This is a genomic window from Roseibacillus persicicus (assembly GCF_014651675.1).
GTDB lineage: Bacteria > Verrucomicrobiota > Verrucomicrobiia > Verrucomicrobiales > Akkermansiaceae > Roseibacillus > Roseibacillus persicicus.
Genome location: NZ_BMXI01000022.1, coordinates 42,284 through 61,418, shown reverse-complemented (window position 1 = coordinate 61,418; position 19,135 = coordinate 42,284). Strand labels below are relative to the sequence as shown.

Annotated in this window: 12 protein-coding genes; 9 read left to right on the top strand and 3 right to left on the bottom strand. The window is 55.3% G+C overall.

The features are described 5' to 3' along the window. Window positions 1-129: 129 nt before the first annotated feature. Entirely contained in the window at window positions 130-3,012 is a 2,883-nt protein-coding gene (locus IE099_RS19515) for a DUF6807 domain-containing protein (RefSeq protein WP_189574093.1), read from the bottom strand. 9 nt (window positions 3,013-3,021) lie between these two features. Continuing rightward, window positions 3,022-4,023: a c-type cytochrome gene (locus IE099_RS19510; protein ID WP_189574090.1), complete on the bottom strand. Its 1,002-nt coding sequence runs from the start codon at window positions 4,021-4,023 to the stop codon at window positions 3,022-3,024. Window positions 4,024-4,451: 428 nt separating this feature from the next. Between IE099_RS19510 and IE099_RS19505 the strand changes: the two genes are divergently transcribed. Then, window positions 4,452-7,766, top strand: coding sequence for a hypothetical protein (locus IE099_RS19505; protein ID WP_189574087.1), 3,315 nt, complete (start codon window positions 4,452-4,454; stop codon window positions 7,764-7,766). A 3-nt stretch (window positions 7,767-7,769) separates the two neighbouring features. On the opposite strand, the gene IE099_RS19500 is transcribed toward IE099_RS19505, so the two are convergent. Beyond that, on the bottom strand, window positions 7,770-8,969 hold the full coding sequence (locus IE099_RS19500) for an AraC family transcriptional regulator (protein ID WP_189574084.1): 1,200 nt from the start codon (window positions 8,967-8,969) through the stop codon (window positions 7,770-7,772). A gap of 182 nt (window positions 8,970-9,151) precedes the next feature. Here IE099_RS19500 and IE099_RS19495 point away from each other — a divergent pair, with 182 nt between their 5' ends. From IE099_RS19495 to IE099_RS19460, 8 genes are all read left to right on the top strand, one after another. Continuing rightward, window positions 9,152-9,910: a hypothetical protein gene (locus IE099_RS19495; RefSeq protein ID WP_189574081.1), complete on the top strand. Its 759-nt coding sequence runs from the start codon at window positions 9,152-9,154 to the stop codon at window positions 9,908-9,910. 166 nt (window positions 9,911-10,076) lie between these two features. After that, window positions 10,077-12,176 (top strand): hypothetical protein, encoded by a 2,100-nt coding sequence (locus IE099_RS19490; protein ID WP_189574079.1) that lies wholly within the window; start codon window positions 10,077-10,079, stop codon window positions 12,174-12,176. 8 nt (window positions 12,177-12,184) lie between these two features. Further along, entirely contained in the window at window positions 12,185-13,003 is an 819-nt protein-coding gene (locus IE099_RS19485; RefSeq protein WP_189574076.1) for an SDR family oxidoreductase, read from the top strand. Window positions 13,004-13,006: 3 nt separating this feature from the next. Continuing rightward, the gene (gene uxuA, locus IE099_RS19480) at window positions 13,007-14,221 is read left to right on the top strand and encodes a mannonate dehydratase (RefSeq protein WP_189574073.1); all 1,215 of its coding nucleotides are present in this window, start codon (window positions 13,007-13,009) and stop codon (window positions 14,219-14,221) included. Between the two features lie 9 nt (window positions 14,222-14,230). Beyond that, the gene (locus tag IE099_RS19475) at window positions 14,231-15,256 is read left to right on the top strand and encodes a TRAP transporter substrate-binding protein (RefSeq protein ID WP_189574070.1); all 1,026 of its coding nucleotides are present in this window, start codon (window positions 14,231-14,233) and stop codon (window positions 15,254-15,256) included. After that, a complete protein-coding gene (locus IE099_RS19470) occupies window positions 15,253-15,747 on the top strand; it encodes a TRAP transporter small permease (RefSeq protein WP_189574067.1) in 495 nt (164 codons plus the stop codon). The genes IE099_RS19475 and IE099_RS19470 overlap by 4 nt, the downstream gene beginning before the upstream one ends. Before the next feature lie 3 nt (window positions 15,748-15,750). After that, complete coding sequence (locus tag IE099_RS19465; RefSeq protein WP_189574064.1) at window positions 15,751-17,049, top strand: TRAP transporter large permease; 1,299 nt, start codon at window positions 15,751-15,753, stop codon at window positions 17,047-17,049. A gap of 421 nt (window positions 17,050-17,470) precedes the next feature. After that, window positions 17,471-19,132: a GH39 family glycosyl hydrolase gene (locus tag IE099_RS19460; RefSeq protein ID WP_189574061.1), complete on the top strand. Its 1,662-nt coding sequence runs from the start codon at window positions 17,471-17,473 to the stop codon at window positions 19,130-19,132. The last annotated feature ends 3 nt before the right edge of the window (window positions 19,133-19,135 follow it).

The window sequence follows — 19,135 nt, the reverse complement described above, 5'->3', positions numbered from 1 at the left end:
TGCTCGACCCAAAAAAACCTCTCCCCTGTGGAGGGGGACTCGAGGGTCTCGCAGATGAAAATGTTCAAGACCCAAAGCTAACCTCGAGACTCTATCTACAAGGCCCTGCCTAACACCAGGTAGCCAGCCTCAGTCCCGGTTCACTGCGACCAGAGTGTAAAAGCTCGCTCCCGTCTGCTTTCCAAGGAGATACTCGCCGGGGTCCGCTTCAGCTTCGTAGACGAGAAAATTAAAATCGCCATCGGTTTCAACCCGATGGTTCGTTTTCTCAAACTTCAGAGCTTCCCTGTCCATCCAATCCAGCTTTCCTTCCAATCGCTCGTCGACCAGGAGGTAGAGCATACCCGGTTGGCCGAGAGTGACGGTATAATTCGCCTCCTTGTCACCACGCTTGTCATCGTTGTGACTAACCATCACATCTCCCCCCACGATGAACTCCGGGATCTTGCGGTAGCGATAGTCCCGGTCGGCGTAAATCTTCTCACCGGTGACAAGACCATGGCTTTTGACCACGACGTCTGAGGGAGCTTGACCCCGGACCTGACGGTTTACCCGGGCAATAACCCCGCCGCGTGGAATCACATCAGTCTCTTCCTCAGTGGAAATCAACGGTGCTTGTTCCGGGATAGCGAGACAGACCGTTCGTGGCGGAATGGGCTCAGCGCAATAGGCTGCGTAAAATTTTGATATATCGATTTGTTCTTTCTCCCGCCCATGAAAGAGGAAGCGGTAGCGAAGGGTGAGACTTTCTCCCTCCGGCAAAGTCAGTTCACCGTCTCCGCCCTCTTTGACAGGACCAAAGGGATTGGCGGACACCAGCCCGTAATCTCTTGCATGCCACCAGGTCGGTTCCCGCGCACTCTCAGGATGAGCCAAGATCGCAACCCCACCCGCTTGACCGTCGATCTCGCCCCAATAATGAACCCAATTCGCTTTCTTTCCCCAGACCTCTTTCCCGGTCACTCCCTCACTATTCTCAGCTTGGCCAAAGACCTCGTCCACCCCCACTTCCGGAGCAGCCGTGAGCCTGAGGTCGGGATGAGTGCGTAGTCCCACCACCCCATCCTTCTTCTCGGCAAAGACGAGCTCGCCATGGCTGGCGTGAACATTCAGTTCCAAATCGAGATAGCGGACTCCATCCAATTCCCCGAACTTCATTTCACGAGTATCGCTACAGATCACCTCTCCTTCAGCATCCTTCCAAAGATTAAAGGTTCGAATGAGAGCTCTCCCTTCGCCGCCACGAGTCTCAATCGTGCGAGCGTGCTCAATGCGACCATCTCCCTCGCGGGTATCGTGCCAAAAATCGACACCATTGATATCCTCATGTCCGATGAAGAGCGACTTATGGTGTGGATGATCATGACTTTCCCCAGCTCGACCTTCCAAGGTCACCGGCCAGTCGCGGGTCATTCCTTGTCCCCTCTCATTGAAAATGGGATAGAGAATCGGGTTGGAAAAACCTTCGGTGAGATACTCGGTAAAGAGCTCTCCCCCCACCTCCACGCGGAATTTTGCCTTCTCGCCCTTCTCGACAGCAACTGTCGCCTCAACTTCTCCTCTCGGTCGCTGGAGACGATTGAGGTTATATACCAGCTCATTGTCAAACCTCTGGCCCTCTTCGCTGGTGACTGCTTTCAGATTGATCCGGTAGACGTGGTTTGGAAGTAGCTCGTCCTTGGAAAGTCCCAGATGCAGCACGTTCTCTTCTTTTCGAATGACTTTAGGGCTCAACTCCACTTTGTCGATCTCCTCTCCTCCATAGCGATATCCATAGGAATAACGATAGCGCTCGATGGTAATTGCGGAAACCTCTTCCAGAGCTTGGGTGAAGAGCACTTCGAAACCATCCTCCTGCAGACCGCAACGACGGACCTCGAAGGACTCTTGTTTGCCAAAGGAAACACGCTGTAAGCCCTCGGACAATTTCCCCCATCCCCGGCCAGTTTGCCCGACATAAAGGGCATCCCCCTCGGGTGAAAACGCGAGCCGGTTGTTGCCCCGATTCAACCCGGCACCGGCAATGAAAAAAGTCGCCGCTCCCTGATAGTTGCCATCCACCCACTCAGGCATCAATCGTAGGATGCGCTCGCCGCTTTGATCGGGCATCAACATTTGACCGGCAAAGTCCCGTAATGCGCCATCCTCAGGGATGAAGGTCGGTTCGGCACAGGAGTTGATCATATTTCGCGGGAGCTGAAAGGCTGGCTTGTTCCACAAATCATCTAACAACAGTCGAGGGAGCCTCAACGGGTTCTCGATCCCCTCGAAGCGAGAGTCCCACACCAGGCTGGAAGGATGCCCGGCAAAGGTATCCGGAGTCACATGATAGACTGGCGATGAAGCCCGCCAGTCGCCTTCATTGTCGCCGCACCAGATCTCCCCCTTCGGTGAACGCTCGATGCCATTGGGCATCCGGTAACCCGAGGAAACGGGTTCCAGCTCTTTCCCCCGTTGCCAATGCAGAATCCATCCTCTCCATTTGACCGAAGAGTAGTTGCGTCCCAACCGGCCACTATCCGCAAACTCTCCCCGGGTGGTGGTAAAGGTCGGTCCGTTGTGAGAAGCTGTCCCGGGAGCGAGGTAGAGGCCCCCTTCACCATCCGGGCAGAGATCCATCGTCTCGTGATAATTTCCACTTAACCCAATTTCAGTCGACAGTGCGACATAGCGATCGGCGACCCCGTCTTGGTCGTCATCGATCACCTCAGTGAGTTCCGCCATCTGGGCAATGTAGAGATGCCCGGGAGAGACCACATGAATGCCACAAGGATTGTGAAAGCCGGAGGCAAAAAGTCTCCACTCGAACTCGGTGGGGTCCTCCTTGGGAGTTGCGACAAAGATATCGCCGCGACGCAAAGCCACATAGAGCTCGCCCGTTGCGGCGAACTCAATGGCGCCCACCTCGACCGGCACCCCTTCGGGAAAGGATACGGTCTCAATTTGATAACCTCGAGCAAGACCAGACCAGCCGCCTAACAAGGCAATAGCATTATAGAAAATGGATTTCATATTTGAGAACTACTTGAGAGATTGGATGAAAAGCACCAGAGATTCGACTTCCTTGTCCTTGAGGGAATAGGCTGGCATCAGGCCCTGCGCGAACCCCTCCACTACCTTGGCATTCGGGTCTTGAATCGACTGCTTGAGATAGGCGGTATCAGCCAAACTCTTCGAATGGTCGGCGAAAACTCGCTCGCTATCCGCGAGACCAAGAAATGAGGGTCCGTGTGCCTTACTCCCATCACGGCTATGGCAGGCAAAGCACCCCATATTCTGATAAAGCCGCTCACCATCTTCCGCATTGGCTGCCACAATCTCCACTTTCTCCGGGGTATACCCTTCAAACATCTGGCGGGTATTTGCCGTGAAGGAAACTTTCATTATTCCCTCCTCATACGAGACAATCTTTCCCAGTTCGGGTGCAATCTCATAGTCCAGTTGAGCCGAACTCCGATACCGCACCTCGAATGACATGGGTTCGGCACCCGGAAGAATCTCCTCCTCTACCCTTTCCCCGTTGGCAACGAAATCAAATACGACTCGATTTGCAGGAGTGCGGCGAAACCCTGCGTATTGAACCGACTCTAGAGCTCTCCCCGCAACCCGCAAGGGGTGCTCTCCATTCGCCTTGTAGAACAACTCCCCCACTAGACGCGGCACGTAGTCATTCTTCTTGCGAAGCCCTTCTTCCGGCGTTCCCCAATAAGGCTCCATATCCAGAAAACCTCCGCGCCAGACATAGAGCAGGCGACATTCGGTGGTATCCCAAACATAGGAAAAAGAAGGACCGGAATTGACGGCAATTGCGGCAGGGAGGCCCAAAGCCGGCTTGTCATAAATCGGCGAAAGCAAACCGGTAGCAGGAGAGTAGCGAGGGGTCTTTCGTCCTTCTCCATGATTCTTCAACACCTCCGAACCCAAATGAAGATTCGGAATATAGGTTCTTAAAACAAGAGGGCGAACGACCTCCCCCATCGGCAAGTTCTCATAGCTCAAATGCTTGGGAGGTCCAGCAGACAAGTAAGCTGAAAACGTCCAAAAAACACAATTAACAAAGGCAAAGAAATTTCTCATTACGCATCAAAAGAGAAGGATGAAAGAGGAGCTCAATTCCTGAAGAACCTCGCTCTCCCGTCGAATCAAACGTTCCTCGAAAGACCAATATATCATTCTATCTTAAGAAAAAAATAAATCAGATCGCTTTCATCCGAGTCCAAATTGGGAACTAGCAAGCAGGACTAGCACTCACAACCAGAAACTTCACGCCAGAGAAAATTCATGTCTTTCACGCGCAAAGACCCCTAATCCATGTCGCATTATTACCATTTACAGAAACAGGATTCACGCTTTGCCGAATGAAACTCTTAAAGGTAAAAAAACTCAACTTTCCACATAATCATACCGAAACATCCTATTCATCAAAATTGAGTCGCCATAGATTTCGAACCTTGAGATTCCCCTTCCTTTCCCTTCTGTTCTCGCTGCCCCTCACCGCACAAATCCCCTCTTTCCCAGGGGCAGAAGGCTTCGGCGCCTTTGCAGCGGGAGGTCGTGGTGGCGACGTCTACTACGTCACTAATCTCAACAACAACGGAACCGGGAGTTTCCGCGAAGGATTAAACACGGCACCCTCCACCGGACGCACTATTATCTTCGCTGTCAGTGGTCACATTCCGGTCAATTCAGACACCAATTTCAACGTTCCTTCCCATGTCACCATCGCGGGCCAGACCGCCCCGGGAGACGGCATTAGCCTCACCGGTGGCCGAATGCTCATCAGCGGTGATAATGTCGTCGTGCGTCATTTCCGAATCCGTCACCGCCGCAACGGCACCGGCGGTGATTGCCTGAACATTGCCTCCTCTGCCCACACCGTAATGCTCGACCACATCTCCATGATGTTCAGCACCGACGAGAACTTCTCCTTCTTTGGCGGCAACGTGAACAATTTCACGATGCAAAACTCCTCTTCGGCCTGGGGCATGGAGCGTCACAATGCGGGTGGTCTCTGGGACCTCAACAACGGTTCCTGCCTCCGCTCCCTTTGGGCCCATCATAAGACCCGCAATCCCAAAGCCCGCCCCAACGGCGTCCTCGAGTGGATCAACAACGTCACCTTCCACTGGCGCAGCGAACCTTTCATCATGGGAGATTCCACCACCCCCGCCAATTGGAAGACCAACGCCATTGGCAACTATTACCTCTCCATCGACGACCCCGACGATGGCTACGGTATTCGCAGCAAAGCCTTTTCCAAGGCACGTGTTGCCTCCAATGGTCAACCCAACTTTAGCCTCTATCTCGAGGACACCTATTTCGACAATAACGACAACGGGCTCGTTGATGGGACCGACCTCGGCTACGCCATCGTCTCCGGAACTGAATTCTCTCCCGGCGATGCAGAGGGAGAAAACCGCTATGCCAAATCCAACAGCCGCTTTCCTGGTGCGGCTGGACTCGCGACCGTCACCATCGACGATGCTCCCACGGCCTACAAGAAAGTGATCTCCTCGGTTGGCCCCTTGCGCTACGATGCCAATCACCCGGCTCCTCTTCGTGACGAGCCCGATACCCTGCTCATCGACAGCGTCGTCAATCAATACAGCGTTCTCGTGCAAAAGGACGGAAAAGTAAGCGGCGAAGACCCCAACCGTCCCAACAATGGCGAGCAACACCTCGCCGACGCCTACGGTGTCTCCAACGGTGGGATCGGAACACTCAACAGCACCGCTCCCCCTATCGATGAGGACCGCGACGGGCTTCCTAACATTTGGGAGTTCTCACTTGATGGTCGAAACGGCCTTTCCTATCCCGTGACCTCATCTAACAACAATACCGTCTTCACCTCCACCCAACTCGCGAGCACCTTTTTCCCCGCTGGCACCCCTGTCGGCTACACCCACCTCGAGGAATATCTGCATTTCAAGGCCGTTCCACACGCCATGATGCCGCGCGGCACCAGCTCCCGACCCTCGACTCAGCTCATAGACCTCCACAGATACACCGATGGCTTTACGGCCTCACCCACCTTTACTCTTCACCATCTCAAAGGAGGAACCACCGAGCAATTCGCCTCCGACGGAATCACTCCCGATCCAGACGGACCCATTGTCAAATTCACCCCCACCAACAACTCTGTGGGTCGTGCGGGCTTCGACTTCACTGTTCATGATTCCCAAGGCAGCGCTTGGACCCAACAATTCGCCATTCTCGTTACCATTGAAAATCCGCGTCTTCTCAACAACGGGGACTTCGAGGGAACCGATGGCTCGTCCAGTATCAATGGCTGGAGCGACTCCAATCCGGCCAACCCGGGATTCTGGCTCCAAGACGGTGCCGGCGGCTCGGTTAGCGACCCCTCCCAACCACAAGGCGGTAGCACCTACCTCAGCTCCAACCGACTCGCCGGAGGAGCTAGCTCCCAGCCCGCATCGTCAACCCTTTTCCAAACCATTACTTTGGATGGCGAAAACCTCAACCTGGGCCAAAATGGAAGCGCTCTCTGGACACTCAGCTTTTACTATCAGGACGGTGATTCCAATGACACTGGTGAGGTCGTCACCCACTTTCTCAATTCTTCCGGCAGCCCTATCGACTCGATCTCCAGCGGCGTCCTACCCGGCAATGGCGATTGGGAAAAAATCGAACTCGCATCCTCCGTCCCCAGCGGCACAACCGCCATTCGGATCGACATTACCACCAATCGCATCGGGGGCTCGGCCACCAATGTTAATTTCGACTCCTTCTCTGCTCAATTCGAAGCCGACCTCGATCGAGATGGACTCCCCGACTCCTACGAACAGCTCCTCATTGACGACGATCCAAACGACTCAGTTGAAAGTCTGACCGACATCGCGGGTCCGAACGACACCTTTGTGACGGACTTCGACAACGACGGACTAAACGACAACGACGAATTCGTAGCCACGACAGACCCTCGAATGCCAGACACGGACGAAGATGGCTATCTGGACGGAATCGAGGTCGAGTCCGGGAGTTCGCCTTTGGACCAGATTTCACTCCCTCCCTTCGCTCCCGTAAACGGTGGGTTCGAATCCCCTTCCACCACCTCTTATCTCTATACCCCTGCAGATGCCGGATGGGCCTTTACCAGCGCTGGCGTCACGACAAACAACAGTGGCTTCACTAACGGAAACAGCGAAGCTCCCGAGGGCACTCAAGTCGCCTTTCTCCAATCCGAGGCAAGCTGCTCTCAGACACTGAGCGGACTCACGCCAGGCATCAGCTACGAGGTCCGCTTCTTCTGCTCACAACGGCAAAATAAGACCGGCGGACAGACAGGCCAAACTTTCGACCTCACCCTCGACGGAGTCCTCCTCGATAGCTTTTCCCCTTCGCAGGCCAACAGCGGGTATGAGTTAGAGAAAAGCAATTTCACCGCCAGCGCCGCGAGTCACACCATCGCTTTCCTGGGAACTAATAACCACGGGGGTGATAACACCGTCTTCATCGACCGAGTCCTCATTTTTCCAAGAGCTGAGCTGCCACCTGTCACAGATGAGGAGCTCGAAGCAACTCGACTCACCTTGTCCCATATCGAGGGCAACCAAGCCGCCCTTCATCTTAGCGTCACTGATTCGGTGACGGGTCGCACCTACCAGATTGAATTCTCACCGTCGCTTTCGGCCGACTCTTGGCTAGAGCTGGGAGAGGCTCAAATCGGGACGGGAAATCTTCTCGAAGTCACTCGCCCAATCACCCTTTCCGAAGACCTCGGCTTCTTTCGCGTGCGTCTTGAGTAGCGCTCAGAGTTCACTAATTTCTCCCGTCGTTTTCTGGTTCCTAGCCTCCTTGGGCGACACCCCGGTCACTCTCTTAAAGGACGAGACAAATGCCGAATAGCTGACGAAGCCGCAGTTCTCGGATATCACTTGGAGTGACTGCCCCCCGGGACGATTCAGGAGCTCGCGGGCACGAGCAACCCGTGCCTCGGTGATGAACTGATGGGGAGACTTGCCCACACAGTCGCGAAACCGCATCTCGAGTTTGCGTTTGGAAACTCCGACATGATTGGCGACCTCTTCCACGTTGAAAGGATAGCGCAGTCGGTTCTCAATATATCGTATCGAAACGCGAACGACTTCATCTCCGTGATAGTGAGTGTCGGTGCTTTCCCGGGCCACAACACATTCCGGAGGCACTCTGATTTCCTCATCTTTTGCTAGGTCCGCATTGCCTTCCATCAGCCTATGAAGCAAGGCGGCGGCCTGCCAGCCGACTTCTTCAGAATTTCGAGATATGCTGGTGATCGTTGGCATAGAGTGACGACAGATAATGACATCATTATCCATTCCGATAACTGCCACATCTTGCGGAACGCGAACCCCAGCCACATCGCAGGCATCGATCACCAATTGGGCTCGATAGTCATGCACGGCGAAGACTCCGCACGGCTTGGGGAGCTGATGAATCCAGTGGGACAAGACCCTCAGACGCTGCCCCCAGTTCTCCTCATCGAACTCGTTGGGATGCTTCAACAATTCACTGACCTCGCTCCCGAGTTCATGGGCTCGTCCAATAAATCCCATGCGACGAAGATCCGAGTAGTAGACACCGTCCCATCCGATAAAGGCTAGATTCTTCAGCCCCCGCGAAAGCAAGTGATCCGCAGCGAGCCGCCCGGCTTGAAAGTTGTCAACGCCGACCCGCGGGAACCCGAAACTCTCTTTTTCCCAACTGGAAATATTCACGATAGGCACCTTGAGCAATCTTGCTTCGCGCGCCTCCTCCTCGTTGCTAACCACCGCAATCACCCCATCACCCTGCCAACCCACCAATGATGAAATTGCCAAGGTTCGCTCTCCGGTCGAAGCCAGGGCTGGAGGAGTGGTGTAGAGGCGCCACCCTCCCAAGGGGCCTGAAAAGCGCCGGATTCCATCCAAAAATTGACCCATCCAAGGAATGGAGGCCGGGTAGACTACAGCGATTTTGGGAACAGAACTCATTTGCGCAAATCGCTAGAAACAATGCGCATAATTTCCGTTGAGCGCAAGCCATCCATTCCAGACACTGCTGCTTCAAAGATGATCAACGGATGAGTTCCGCTAGCTGAGTTCCTACTCGGCTTCAGAATACCGTTTGTTGTCATGTTCCCAAAAAACCAGAAAAACCAACCCGCGAAAACTCCATGAAAAAACACCTTCCCAAAAGCTTCCTTCAGTCCACGGCTGTTGCGACGCCTTGCCTTTTGGCAGTAGTCCTGGCTTCAAATGCATCCGCAGCCTCCCTCCTCATCGTCAACCCAAGCTTCGAAGCAGATACGCCCGGTTCTTCGGGAGCATCGGCAGTCTTGGGTGCAAGCGGTTGGACCATCACTTCCGCCGGAACCTCGGGGAACGGTGACTGGTTCACCACCACCGCGGGCCTCACTCACTCTTCAATCGATCCAGATGCGGCCGCGGAAGGCAGCAACTGGCTCTCGGGAAACCGGCTCGCAGGCGGATTCGGTTCCACTTCAGACCCTGCGACCATCGTGCAGCTTGTTGATATCTCTGCCGACTCCTCTTTAGTCGACCTGGGCACTGCCACGGTCAATCTGGACTTCATGTTTTCAGACTCCGACCCTGCCGACCTTGGTCTGGTGAATATTACTTTCTATTCCGATATCGCGGGAACTTCCGAACTCCTCGGAACATCGCTCACCACGGGTGTGATCACCCCAACTGCCGCCGATGGCACTGGCAATGCGCCGTGGGCCGCCCGCTCACTCTCTGGCGCAGTCCCAGCCTCCGCACGCTCTCTGCAAATTGAAATCGTCAACGACCGCACCAGTGGTTCAGCAGGCAACACCCACTTCGATGCCTTTACCGGTTCCATCATCCCGGAACCGAGTGTTGCTCTCTTGGGCGGCTTGGGGCTGTTCTCGCTCCTCCGCCGAAAACGCTAGCGCGAGTTCGTTTCTATCGATTCCAAGCAGAATAAGACCGACCGTTTTTGGGTATAGGTTTCCTTTTTCGGTCGGTCTTTTCTTTTCCCCAGAAAAGCGCCCCCTCAGCGGGGGCGCTGTTTCGCTCCCCCATTCCATCAACTCTTCCCCCCCCAATGACGCAACCATGAACTCTCTTCCAAAACTGACATTCCGTCACCTTCTCGGCCTCAGCCCGGCTCTTTCCCTCGTCGCTCAAGCGGCTCCTTTGCCTATCATCAATCCCAGCTTTGAGTCCGGGCTCGACGGCGATTCCAGTCTAACCCCAATTGCGGGGTGGACCGACAGCAGTGCGACGGAGGCGGGCTTCTTTCTTCAAGATGGCACCGGAGGAGGCTCCTTCCCCCAAGACCCTTCCGAGCCTGGGGCTGGCTTGCTCTACTTGAGTGCAAACCGACTCGCCGGCGCAGCGGGTGCCCAACCCGCAACTTCGACCTTGAGCCAGGAAGCCGCCATCGATTCATCTGATCTCGCCCTGGTGCAATCCGGCGACGCCTTTCTCAATCTGAGCTTTCTCTATAGCGACACGGACAATAACGATTCCGCTACCGTGACGGTTGACTATCTGGACAACACCGGTGAACTCATTGCCACCGCCACTACGGGAGAGCTGCCCAACGTGGCTCCGAACGGCACCCCCTACGATCCCGTCAACGCCCCTTGGACTCTCTCCTCTCTGATCGATCCGGTGCCTACCGATGCGGTTTCCCTTCGCATCAATATCTCGACCAACCGAACCGGAGGCTCCGCGACCAATCTTCACTTCGACCTCTTCAGTGCGGAAATCACGAATGAAGACTCAGATGGCGACGGACTGCCTGATGACTATGAGTTAACCCTGATCAACGCGGACCCCAATGATGCGGTAACGGACCTGAGCCATGTCGCAGGCCCGAATGACTCTTTCACCACCGACTTCGACAACGACGGTCTCAGCGACTCCGACGAATACAATGAGTTCACCGACCCTCTCGATCCCGATACCGATGACGATGGACTACTTGACGGAGTGGAAACCTTTACCGGCAACTATCAAAGCCCCTCGGACACAGGCACAGACCCACTCGCTGAAGACTCCGACCTCGATGGATTCAACGACGGACAGGAGGTCGTCTACGGCTCGGACCCTAACGAAGAGCTCAGTCTCCCCGGCTCCCCGGTCACAATCGTCAACGGTGGGTTCGAAGAAGGTCTAGTAACCACCTCTCTCATCGGAGATCCGGTTTCTTCGGGTAACTTCCCAGGCTGGACAACACTCACCAACGATGCGTGGGTCGCCGACGGCTTCGAAGTCGGAAGCACGGCAGACCCGGGCTTTTCCAACGAAGGACTACAATTTCTCACCATGAACCGGCAGTCGCCAAATCCTGATATCGAAGCTGCGACACTGGAGGGCGGAAATGCCGCAACCATGTCCGTCCAACAGACAGTCGATATCAGAGCCCTCGCGACGGACATCGACAATGAGCCCAATTCCATCTTGATAAGTCTCGATGTTTTCGACTCCGATCCGTCTGACTTGGGCATCGTTGAAATGCGCTTTCTTGATGCCTCAGGAACAGACCTCGGTCGCCAAGCGTCCTTCGCGAGTCGGGGAAATGTCGGCAATTGGCAGCGACTCACTTTCCCAGCTTACCCGCCAGCCAGCACCCGTTCAGTGCACATCGTTCTCAGTGCCCGAAACCTCAACGACAATCTGGGAGCAGGAGTGGGCACCGTTCGCAATATCGCCTTTGATCAAGTCTCGTTGCGCATTCTATCGCTCGATGCGGACGCCGACGGGATGGCTGACGATTGGGAACTGAGCTACGGTCTCGATCCTCAGGTCCCGGAAGATGCGGCAGACCAAAGCGACGCCGACACTCTCGACAACCTTGCCGAATTTCAAGCTGGGACGAATCCCCTTCTCGCGGACACCGATGGGGACGGCTTCGATGACGATGTCGAACTCTCCGAAGGCTCCGATCCCTTGGATGCAAACTCCTTCCCCATTGACGCCCCTCTTCTTGCCGAGGCAATTGGGCTGAACGCATCAGGTGAGTTCGAGATTAGGGCTAGCGGGCTCGATGTCGCCAAAAGCTATCGCCTCCTTCGTAGCAGCGACCTCCTCGACTTCACCCTCGAAGTCCAAAGCAAGCAACCTTCATCCGAGAACGAAATCTTCACGGATACCACCCCTCCCGTTGGGCAAGCCTTCTACCTTGTCGAGGAAATCCAGCCGGAATAAAGCCACTCATGAATCAGCTTTTTGATCTCAAAAATAGAGTTGTCGTCATCACTGGCGCGACCGGAACTCTCACCGGGTCGGCGGCCCGCTACCTGGCCGCCGAAGGTGCACGCGTCGTCTTCCTTGCACGCAATGCGGAGAAGAACGACAAGGCCTTGGCGCAGTGTCGCAGTCAATCGCCCGAGGCGCAGTGCATGGGAGTGATCGCTGATGTTCTCGATCGAACCTCCTTGGAAAGAGCCCGCGACGAGGTGCTCGCGAAATGGGGCCGAATCGACGGTCTCCTCAATGGCGCAGGAGGCAACATGCCCAAGGCCACCATCACTCCAGAGCAGGACTTCACCGATCTCGACTTTGAAGCCTTTCGCAAGGTGGTGGACCTAAACCTAAATGGCACGGTCCTACCGTCCCTCGTCTTTTCCCCCGCATTGCTCGAGTCCGGTGGCTCTATCGTCAACTTCTCCTCGGTCTCAGCTCCCCTTATGGTCACCCGGGTAGTCGGATATTCAGCCGCCAAATCAGCGGTCGAAAATTTCTCCCGCTGGCTCGCCGTAGACTTGGCGCGAAAGACTGGAGGGAAGGTCCGGGTCAACGCAGTTTTGCCGGGCTTTTACCTCAGTGAGCAGAACCACAGTTTGCTGATGAATGAGGACGGAAGCTATACGGAAAGAGGGCAGCAGGTGATACGGAACACCCCCTTCAATCGTTTCGGTCAGGCGGATGAGCTGCATGGAGCCCTTCACTATCTCTTGAGCGACGCCTCAAAATTCGTCACTGGGACCGTTCTGCCCGTCGATGGCGGCTTCATCGCGTTCTCAGGTGTCTAACTCATGAAGCTCTCTCACGATCGCGAATTTTTAGGGGAAGGCTTCCGCTGGTTTGGCCCAAACGACCCTGTTCCGCTCAGTCATATTCGACAAGCGGGAGCCACTTCGCTCTTTCACTCCCTGCATGAAATTCCTTATGGCGAAGTCTGGCCTCTAGAGACCATTCGCGCACGCCAGTCCCTCATTGAAAGCTCTGGGCTCGTCTGGCGCGCGGTCGAATCGGTGCCTGTTCATGAGGATTTGAAGACCGGGCAAGGTGAAGTCACCACCCTCTTGGCAAACTATTCCCAGACCCTCCGAAATCTCGCGGAGGCGGGTATCGAAACCGTCATCTACAACTTCATGCCGGTGCTCGATTGGGTGCGCACGGATATGAACTGGACCCTACCGAGTGGCGCACGCTGCCTCCGCTTCGACCCCATCCATTTTGCGGCCTTTGAGCTCTACGCGTTGGCCCGACCCGACGCAAAAGACAGCTACTCCGAGTCCGAACAGGAGGCGGCTGCGGTATGGTGGCAATCGCGGGACGAAACTTCTCGACAAGAGTTTATCCAAAGCATCATCGATGTTTTTCCGGGGGTAAAGTGGGGCCTATCTCTCGACGACATTCGAAATATGCTCAACCGCTACAGTGAAATTGACTCGGCGAAACTCCGAGGCCACCTGGCGCACTTTCTAACAGCCGTCATTCCTGTCGCCGAGGAATGTGGCATCCGCATGGCCATCCATCCCGATGACCCTCCCTTCTCAGTATTGGGCCTTCCCCGCATCGTGAGCACACTCGATGATGTCGCGCAGATTCTTGCCATGGTTGATAGTCCGGCCAATGGCTTGTGCTTCTGCAGCGGTTCCTTCAGCGCACGCTCCGACAACGATCTTTTGAAAATCATTGAGCTCTCCGCTTCTCGCATTCATGCCGCCCACCTCCGCAACACCCAACGCGAAGAAGAGGGTGGATTCCACGAGAGTGGTCAGCTTGAAGGAACCGCTGACATGGCCGGCATCGTGCATGCATTGCTGCGAGAACAGGACCGACGTCAGAGCGAGGGACGTGACGACTGGAGAATTCTATTTCGTCCTGACCATGGACAGGTCATGATGGACGACCTGGAGAAGCCCGTTGGCATCACCCCCGGATACCCAGCAATTGGCCGCACCCGTGGTCTGGCTGAGATTCGCGGGCTTATGCACGGACTCCGCCATGCGGAAAAATCCTAACTACTCGCTATGCCTCAATACTTACTCGCCTGCCGTTCTACCTCCCGCTTCCGTCGGCGGTCTTGGGTTCTATTGCTTTTCATCACCGCTCTCCAACTCGTCGGATGCAAGGACGGCTCCAGATCGTTGGCGACTACCCTCCGGATCGCTCACCCACTCAATGCCAGCCACCCCAACAATCAGGCCCTCGAGTTCTTTGCGAAAGAGTTGGCGAAACAGTCGGGGGGAAAGATGGAAGCCCTTCTTTATCCAGGCGGGCAACTGGGTAGCGATCGCGAGTGCCTGGAGCTTCTTCAAATCGGCAGTCTCGACATGACCGTTACCTCCGCGGCGGTCTTGGAGGGTTTCATTCCGGAATTTAAAATCTTCGGACTCCCCTATCTCTTCAAGGATCGGGAGCAACGCTTGGCCGCTCTTTCGGGTCAATTTGGTCAAGGCCTTCTGGAGGAAGGCTTGCCTTACCGACTGCGGGGAATGGCCTACTTCGATTCCGGAAGCCGTAGCTTTTACACCAAGGACGCTCCCGTCCGTACACCAGAGGATCTCGCGGGTCTTAAGGTCCGGGTCTTGGGGAGTCCCATGGCCATTCGCACCGTTCGCGCCCTCGGAGCCTCGCCTACACCCATCTCTTGGGGAGAGCTTTATACCGCACTGCAGCAAGGGGTTGTCGATGCCGCCGAAAACAATCCTCCTTCTCTGGTTACTGCGCGGCACTATGAAATCGCACCTTACTTCTCCCTCGACGAACATAGCGCGATTCCCGATGTGGTGACCTATAGCGCCGCCTCATGGAACCGGCTCAGCGAGCAAGAACGGGCTTGGGTCAGTGAATCATTGAAAGCCGCAGTCGCCTACCAACACGAACTCTGGGCCAAAGCCGAGAAAGACGCGTTGATCGAACTGCAAAAACAAGGCGTTACCATTCATCGTCCGGACAAAGCCGCATTCATCGAGGCCGTGCAACCTCTCTATCAGGACTTTCAAGCCACTGAACCAAAGCTCTACCGCCGGATTGAACCCCTTCGCCAACCATGAATCTGCAGACCCTCGACAATTCCTTACAAAAGGGCCTCCGGCATTTGCTCGTTGCCCTCATGGCAGCTATGGCTCTGGACGTTCTCTGGCAGATCTTCACTCGCTTCTTTGTAGGTGACCCCAGCGTTTGGACCGAGGAACTCGCTCGATTCATTCTCATCTGGTTGGGATGCCTCGGCGCGGCTTTTGGAGTCGGAGAAGGTTTCCACCTTCGCATGGACTACTTTCTTCAGAAGACCCGGCCCGCACACCGCGCTCAACTGGAACGTCTCATTCCCGCCTTCGTACTCCTCATTGCTCTCAGCGTCTTCGTCTTTGGCGGGGCCCGTTTGGCCTATCTCGCCCACGAGCTGAAGCAGACTAGCCCCGCGCTCGGCATCGGGATGATCTGGGTCTACGCCGTCATTCCTGCCAGCGGTCTCATCATGGTCATCTCCTGTCTTCAGCAAATGACCTCCCCACACTCCCACCCCGAAACCGTCACCGACTGAATCATGGAAATCTTTCCCGTCCTTGTCCTGTCCCTCAGCTTCGCCATCATGCTGATCCTGGGCGTTCCAGTGGCCTTTTCCATTATCGGCTCAACGACCCTGACCCTGTGTGTCTTTCTTCCTCTCGATCCAGCCCTGACCACCATCGCACAACGGGTGGCGAGCGGCCTCGATAGCTTTGTCCTCCTGGCAATTCCCCTCTTCATCCTGGCCGGACAATTCATGAACTCGCCGGGCATCGCGGGCCGGCTGATCCGTTTTGCTCAGAACTGCATCGGCTGGCTCCCGGGTGGACTGTCCTTCGTCAACATTACCGCCTCCATGATTTTCGGAGCCATTTCCGGCAGCGCTGGAGCTGCGGCTTCTGCCGTAGGAGGAGCCATGACCGGCCGCATGACCAAGGCTGGCTACGAGCGCGCCTTCTGCGCCGCCACCAATCTAACAGCTTCCACCACCGGGCTTCTCATCCCCCCCAGCAACGGGCTCATCGTCTACTCGCTTGCAGCCGGAGGCCTTTCCATCGGAAGCCTTTTCCTTGCCGGATATATACCAGGCATACTCGTCGGACTATCCCTCATGGCGGCCGCCTTCTTCTATGCCAAGCGCCGGGGCTATCCCACGGAGGCTCGCGTTGGCTTTAGGGAAATCGCCAAGAGCTTCTTTGCTGCGGCGCCCAGTCTACTTCTGCTTTTCCTTGTTATGGGTGGCATCATCGCGGGTTGGTTCACGCCCACGGAGGCTGCCGGTGTTGCCGTGCTCTATAGTGCAATCCTAGCGGTTGCGATCTATCGTGACATCGCCTGGCGGGATATCCCCATGGTCCTGTTACAAGCCGCGCGCACCACTTCCATGGTCTTGGTTCTCATCGCTGCTTCGGTCGCAATGTCTTGGCTGATGGCCTATATTCACCTGCCTCAGGCAATCAGCGCAGCCCTACTTTCGTTATCGGATAATCCCATTGTCATCCTACTCATCATCAACCTCATTCTGTTGGTAGTGGGCACCTTCATGGACATGACGCCGGCACTTCTTATCTTCACCCCGATATTCCTACCGGTCGTCATCCCTCTCGGAATTGATCCGATTCAGTTCGGTATGATCATGGTTCTGAATCTCTGTATCGGTCTCTGCACCCCTCCAGTCGGCTCGCTGCTTTTCATCGGCTCGTCGATCGCAGAGGTCAACGTTACGGAAGTGGTGCGCCCCCTCCTCCCATTGTTGGCCATGATGATTCTTGTTCTGCTCCTCGTCACCTTCTTCCCTCAGCTTAGCCTCTGGCTTCCCAGCTTGTTTGACCTGTAGCAGACTTTAGCGATAGGAAGATTCACTTCTAACAGCTCTTGGGTTTCAGCCGTCCTAGCACTCGAATACTCCGTTGCGTTGATAGTTCCATCGAACAAAGTGGAAGCCGGTTGAGCTGATCTTCCAATACACCTTCGGGGGAACCATAATTGTATCTAACCGCATCGAAAAATGAAAAATACCCCCTTCAACCCCAGTATAAAAGGAAACAAATAAGGTCCTTTTGTATATTAGCGACATAAACTTGGAAGAAAACACTCTTCATCCTTCCCACGGGAACCGAGGGTAAGGCTCGAGTCATTGTCGTTCTCACTGCGAGACCACTTGGGAGCAAGGTTGCATCAAGCGGCTCCATCATCAGCGACTCGAACAATACCGAGAGAACCAAAAAAACACTCCAACCACCACCATCTCCGAAACCATGTTTAAACACCTTTTGCCCCTCATCACCGGTCTTTCGCTGGCTACCCCAGTCTTCGCCGCCGAACCATTTGAAGTCCAAATCACTGTGGAAACGAACAAACCGCTCACTTCGTGGAAACCCATCTGGCGTTTCTTTGGGGCCGACGAACCCAACTACGCCACGATGAAGGACGGGCGCTCACTTTTGGGAGAGCTTGGCGAGATGAGTCCAAAGAACGTCTACTTTCGCGCTCACAATCTATTCACGACCGGAGATGGCACCGCAGCTCTGAAATGGGGCTCGACCAACATTTACACCGAAGACGAGGAGGGCAATCCCATCTACGACTACACCATTATCGACGACATCATCGATGCCTACCTCGAGAATGATGTGCGACCCTACATGCAGCTCGGCTTTATGCCTGAAGCTCTTTCCTCCAAGCCAACCCCTTACCGTCACCACTGGACACCAAGGGCCAGCTACGACGAGATCTATACCGGATGGACCTACCCTCCGAAAGATTATCAAAAGTGGGAAGAGCTCTGCTACCAATGGGCCAAGCACTGCCTGGAACGCTACGGGAAAGACGAAGTTGCGAACTGGTATTGGCAGACGTGGAATGAACCTAACATCGGCTATTGGAGAGGAACCACCGAGGAATTCATGAAGCTGAATGATCATGCTTTGGCCGGAGTGCGCCGAGCCATTCCTAACGCCAAGGTCGGAGGCCCTGATGTCGCAGGTGGACCGGGAGGAGACTTCTTGGAAAGATATATCAAACACTGTCTTGAAGGAAAGAACCACGCGACCGGAGAAAAGGGCACCCCGCTCGATTTTCTGTCCTTCCATGCCAAAGGAGCGCCCCAACACAGAGACGGCCACGTGCAAATGGGAATCGCCAATCAACTACGCGATATCGACCGTGCCTTTGCCGTCATCGCCCAGTTTCCGGAACTTAAAAACACCCCAATTGTCATTGGCGAGTCAGATCCCGAAGGCTGTGCCGCGTGCCAAGGTCCGAATCTGGCCTACCGCAATGGCACGATGTATTCCAGCTACACCGCTGCCAGCTTCCCCCGCAAGCTCGATCTCGCTACCCGCCGTGGCGTCAATCTGGAGGGCGCGCTCACGTGGGCCTTCGAATTCGAGGACCAACCCTATTTCGCCGGCTTCCGGGCACTTGCCACCCGGGGCATCGACAAGCCCGTACTCAATACCTTTCGCATGATGTCCCAGCTAAAGGGTGACCGTCTACTCGTGCGTAGCGATTGCGAGGTATCTCTCGACGAAATGCTCAAACAGGGTGTGCGTGGCCGCCCTGATGTCTCAGCGGTAGCCACTCGATCCGGAGAGCGCCTCGCCATTATGCTCTGGCACTATCACGACTTCGACGTCCCGGGCGCAGACGCTCGCATCACCCTCCAACTCGATGGCTATTCCGCGAGGAACAAGAAGCTCAGCCACTTCCGGATCGATGAACAACACAGCAACTCTTACAATCTCTGGCTGGCTCTCGGTTCGCCGCAGGAACCGACGAACGAACAACTCGTTGAACTCAAATCAGCGGGCCAACTGGCTCAGATAAAGACCACTTCCACCCTTCAAGTGAGCGACGACCACACCCGGCTCTCCCTTACACTTCCCCGACAAGGTGTTTCGCTGTTGGTTTTTGAGTAACGG

Excerpts from the sequence above, each read along its gene's own strand:
- IE099_RS19485 (WP_189574076.1), top strand. The coding sequence starts at position 12,185 with ATGAATCAGCTTTTTGATCTCAAAAATAGAGTTGTCGTCATCACTGGC.
- IE099_RS19500 (WP_189574084.1), bottom strand. The coding sequence starts at position 8,969 with ATGAGTTCTGTTCCCAAAATCGCTGTAGTCTACCCGGCCTCCATTCCT.
- IE099_RS19470 (WP_189574067.1), top strand. The coding sequence starts at position 15,253 with ATGAATCTGCAGACCCTCGACAATTCCTTACAAAAGGGCCTCCGGCAT.
- IE099_RS19465 (WP_189574064.1), top strand. The coding sequence starts at position 15,751 with ATGGAAATCTTTCCCGTCCTTGTCCTGTCCCTCAGCTTCGCCATCATG.
- IE099_RS19490 (WP_189574079.1), top strand. The coding sequence starts at position 10,077 with ATGAACTCTCTTCCAAAACTGACATTCCGTCACCTTCTCGGCCTCAGC.
- IE099_RS19460 (WP_189574061.1), top strand. The coding sequence starts at position 17,471 with ATGTTTAAACACCTTTTGCCCCTCATCACCGGTCTTTCGCTGGCTACC.
- IE099_RS19495 (WP_189574081.1), top strand. The coding sequence starts at position 9,152 with ATGAAAAAACACCTTCCCAAAAGCTTCCTTCAGTCCACGGCTGTTGCG.
- IE099_RS19515 (WP_189574093.1), bottom strand. The coding sequence starts at position 3,012 with ATGAAATCCATTTTCTATAATGCTATTGCCTTGTTAGGCGGCTGGTCT.
- uxuA (WP_189574073.1), top strand. The coding sequence starts at position 13,007 with ATGAAGCTCTCTCACGATCGCGAATTTTTAGGGGAAGGCTTCCGCTGG.
- IE099_RS19475 (WP_189574070.1), top strand. The coding sequence starts at position 14,231 with ATGCCTCAATACTTACTCGCCTGCCGTTCTACCTCCCGCTTCCGTCGG.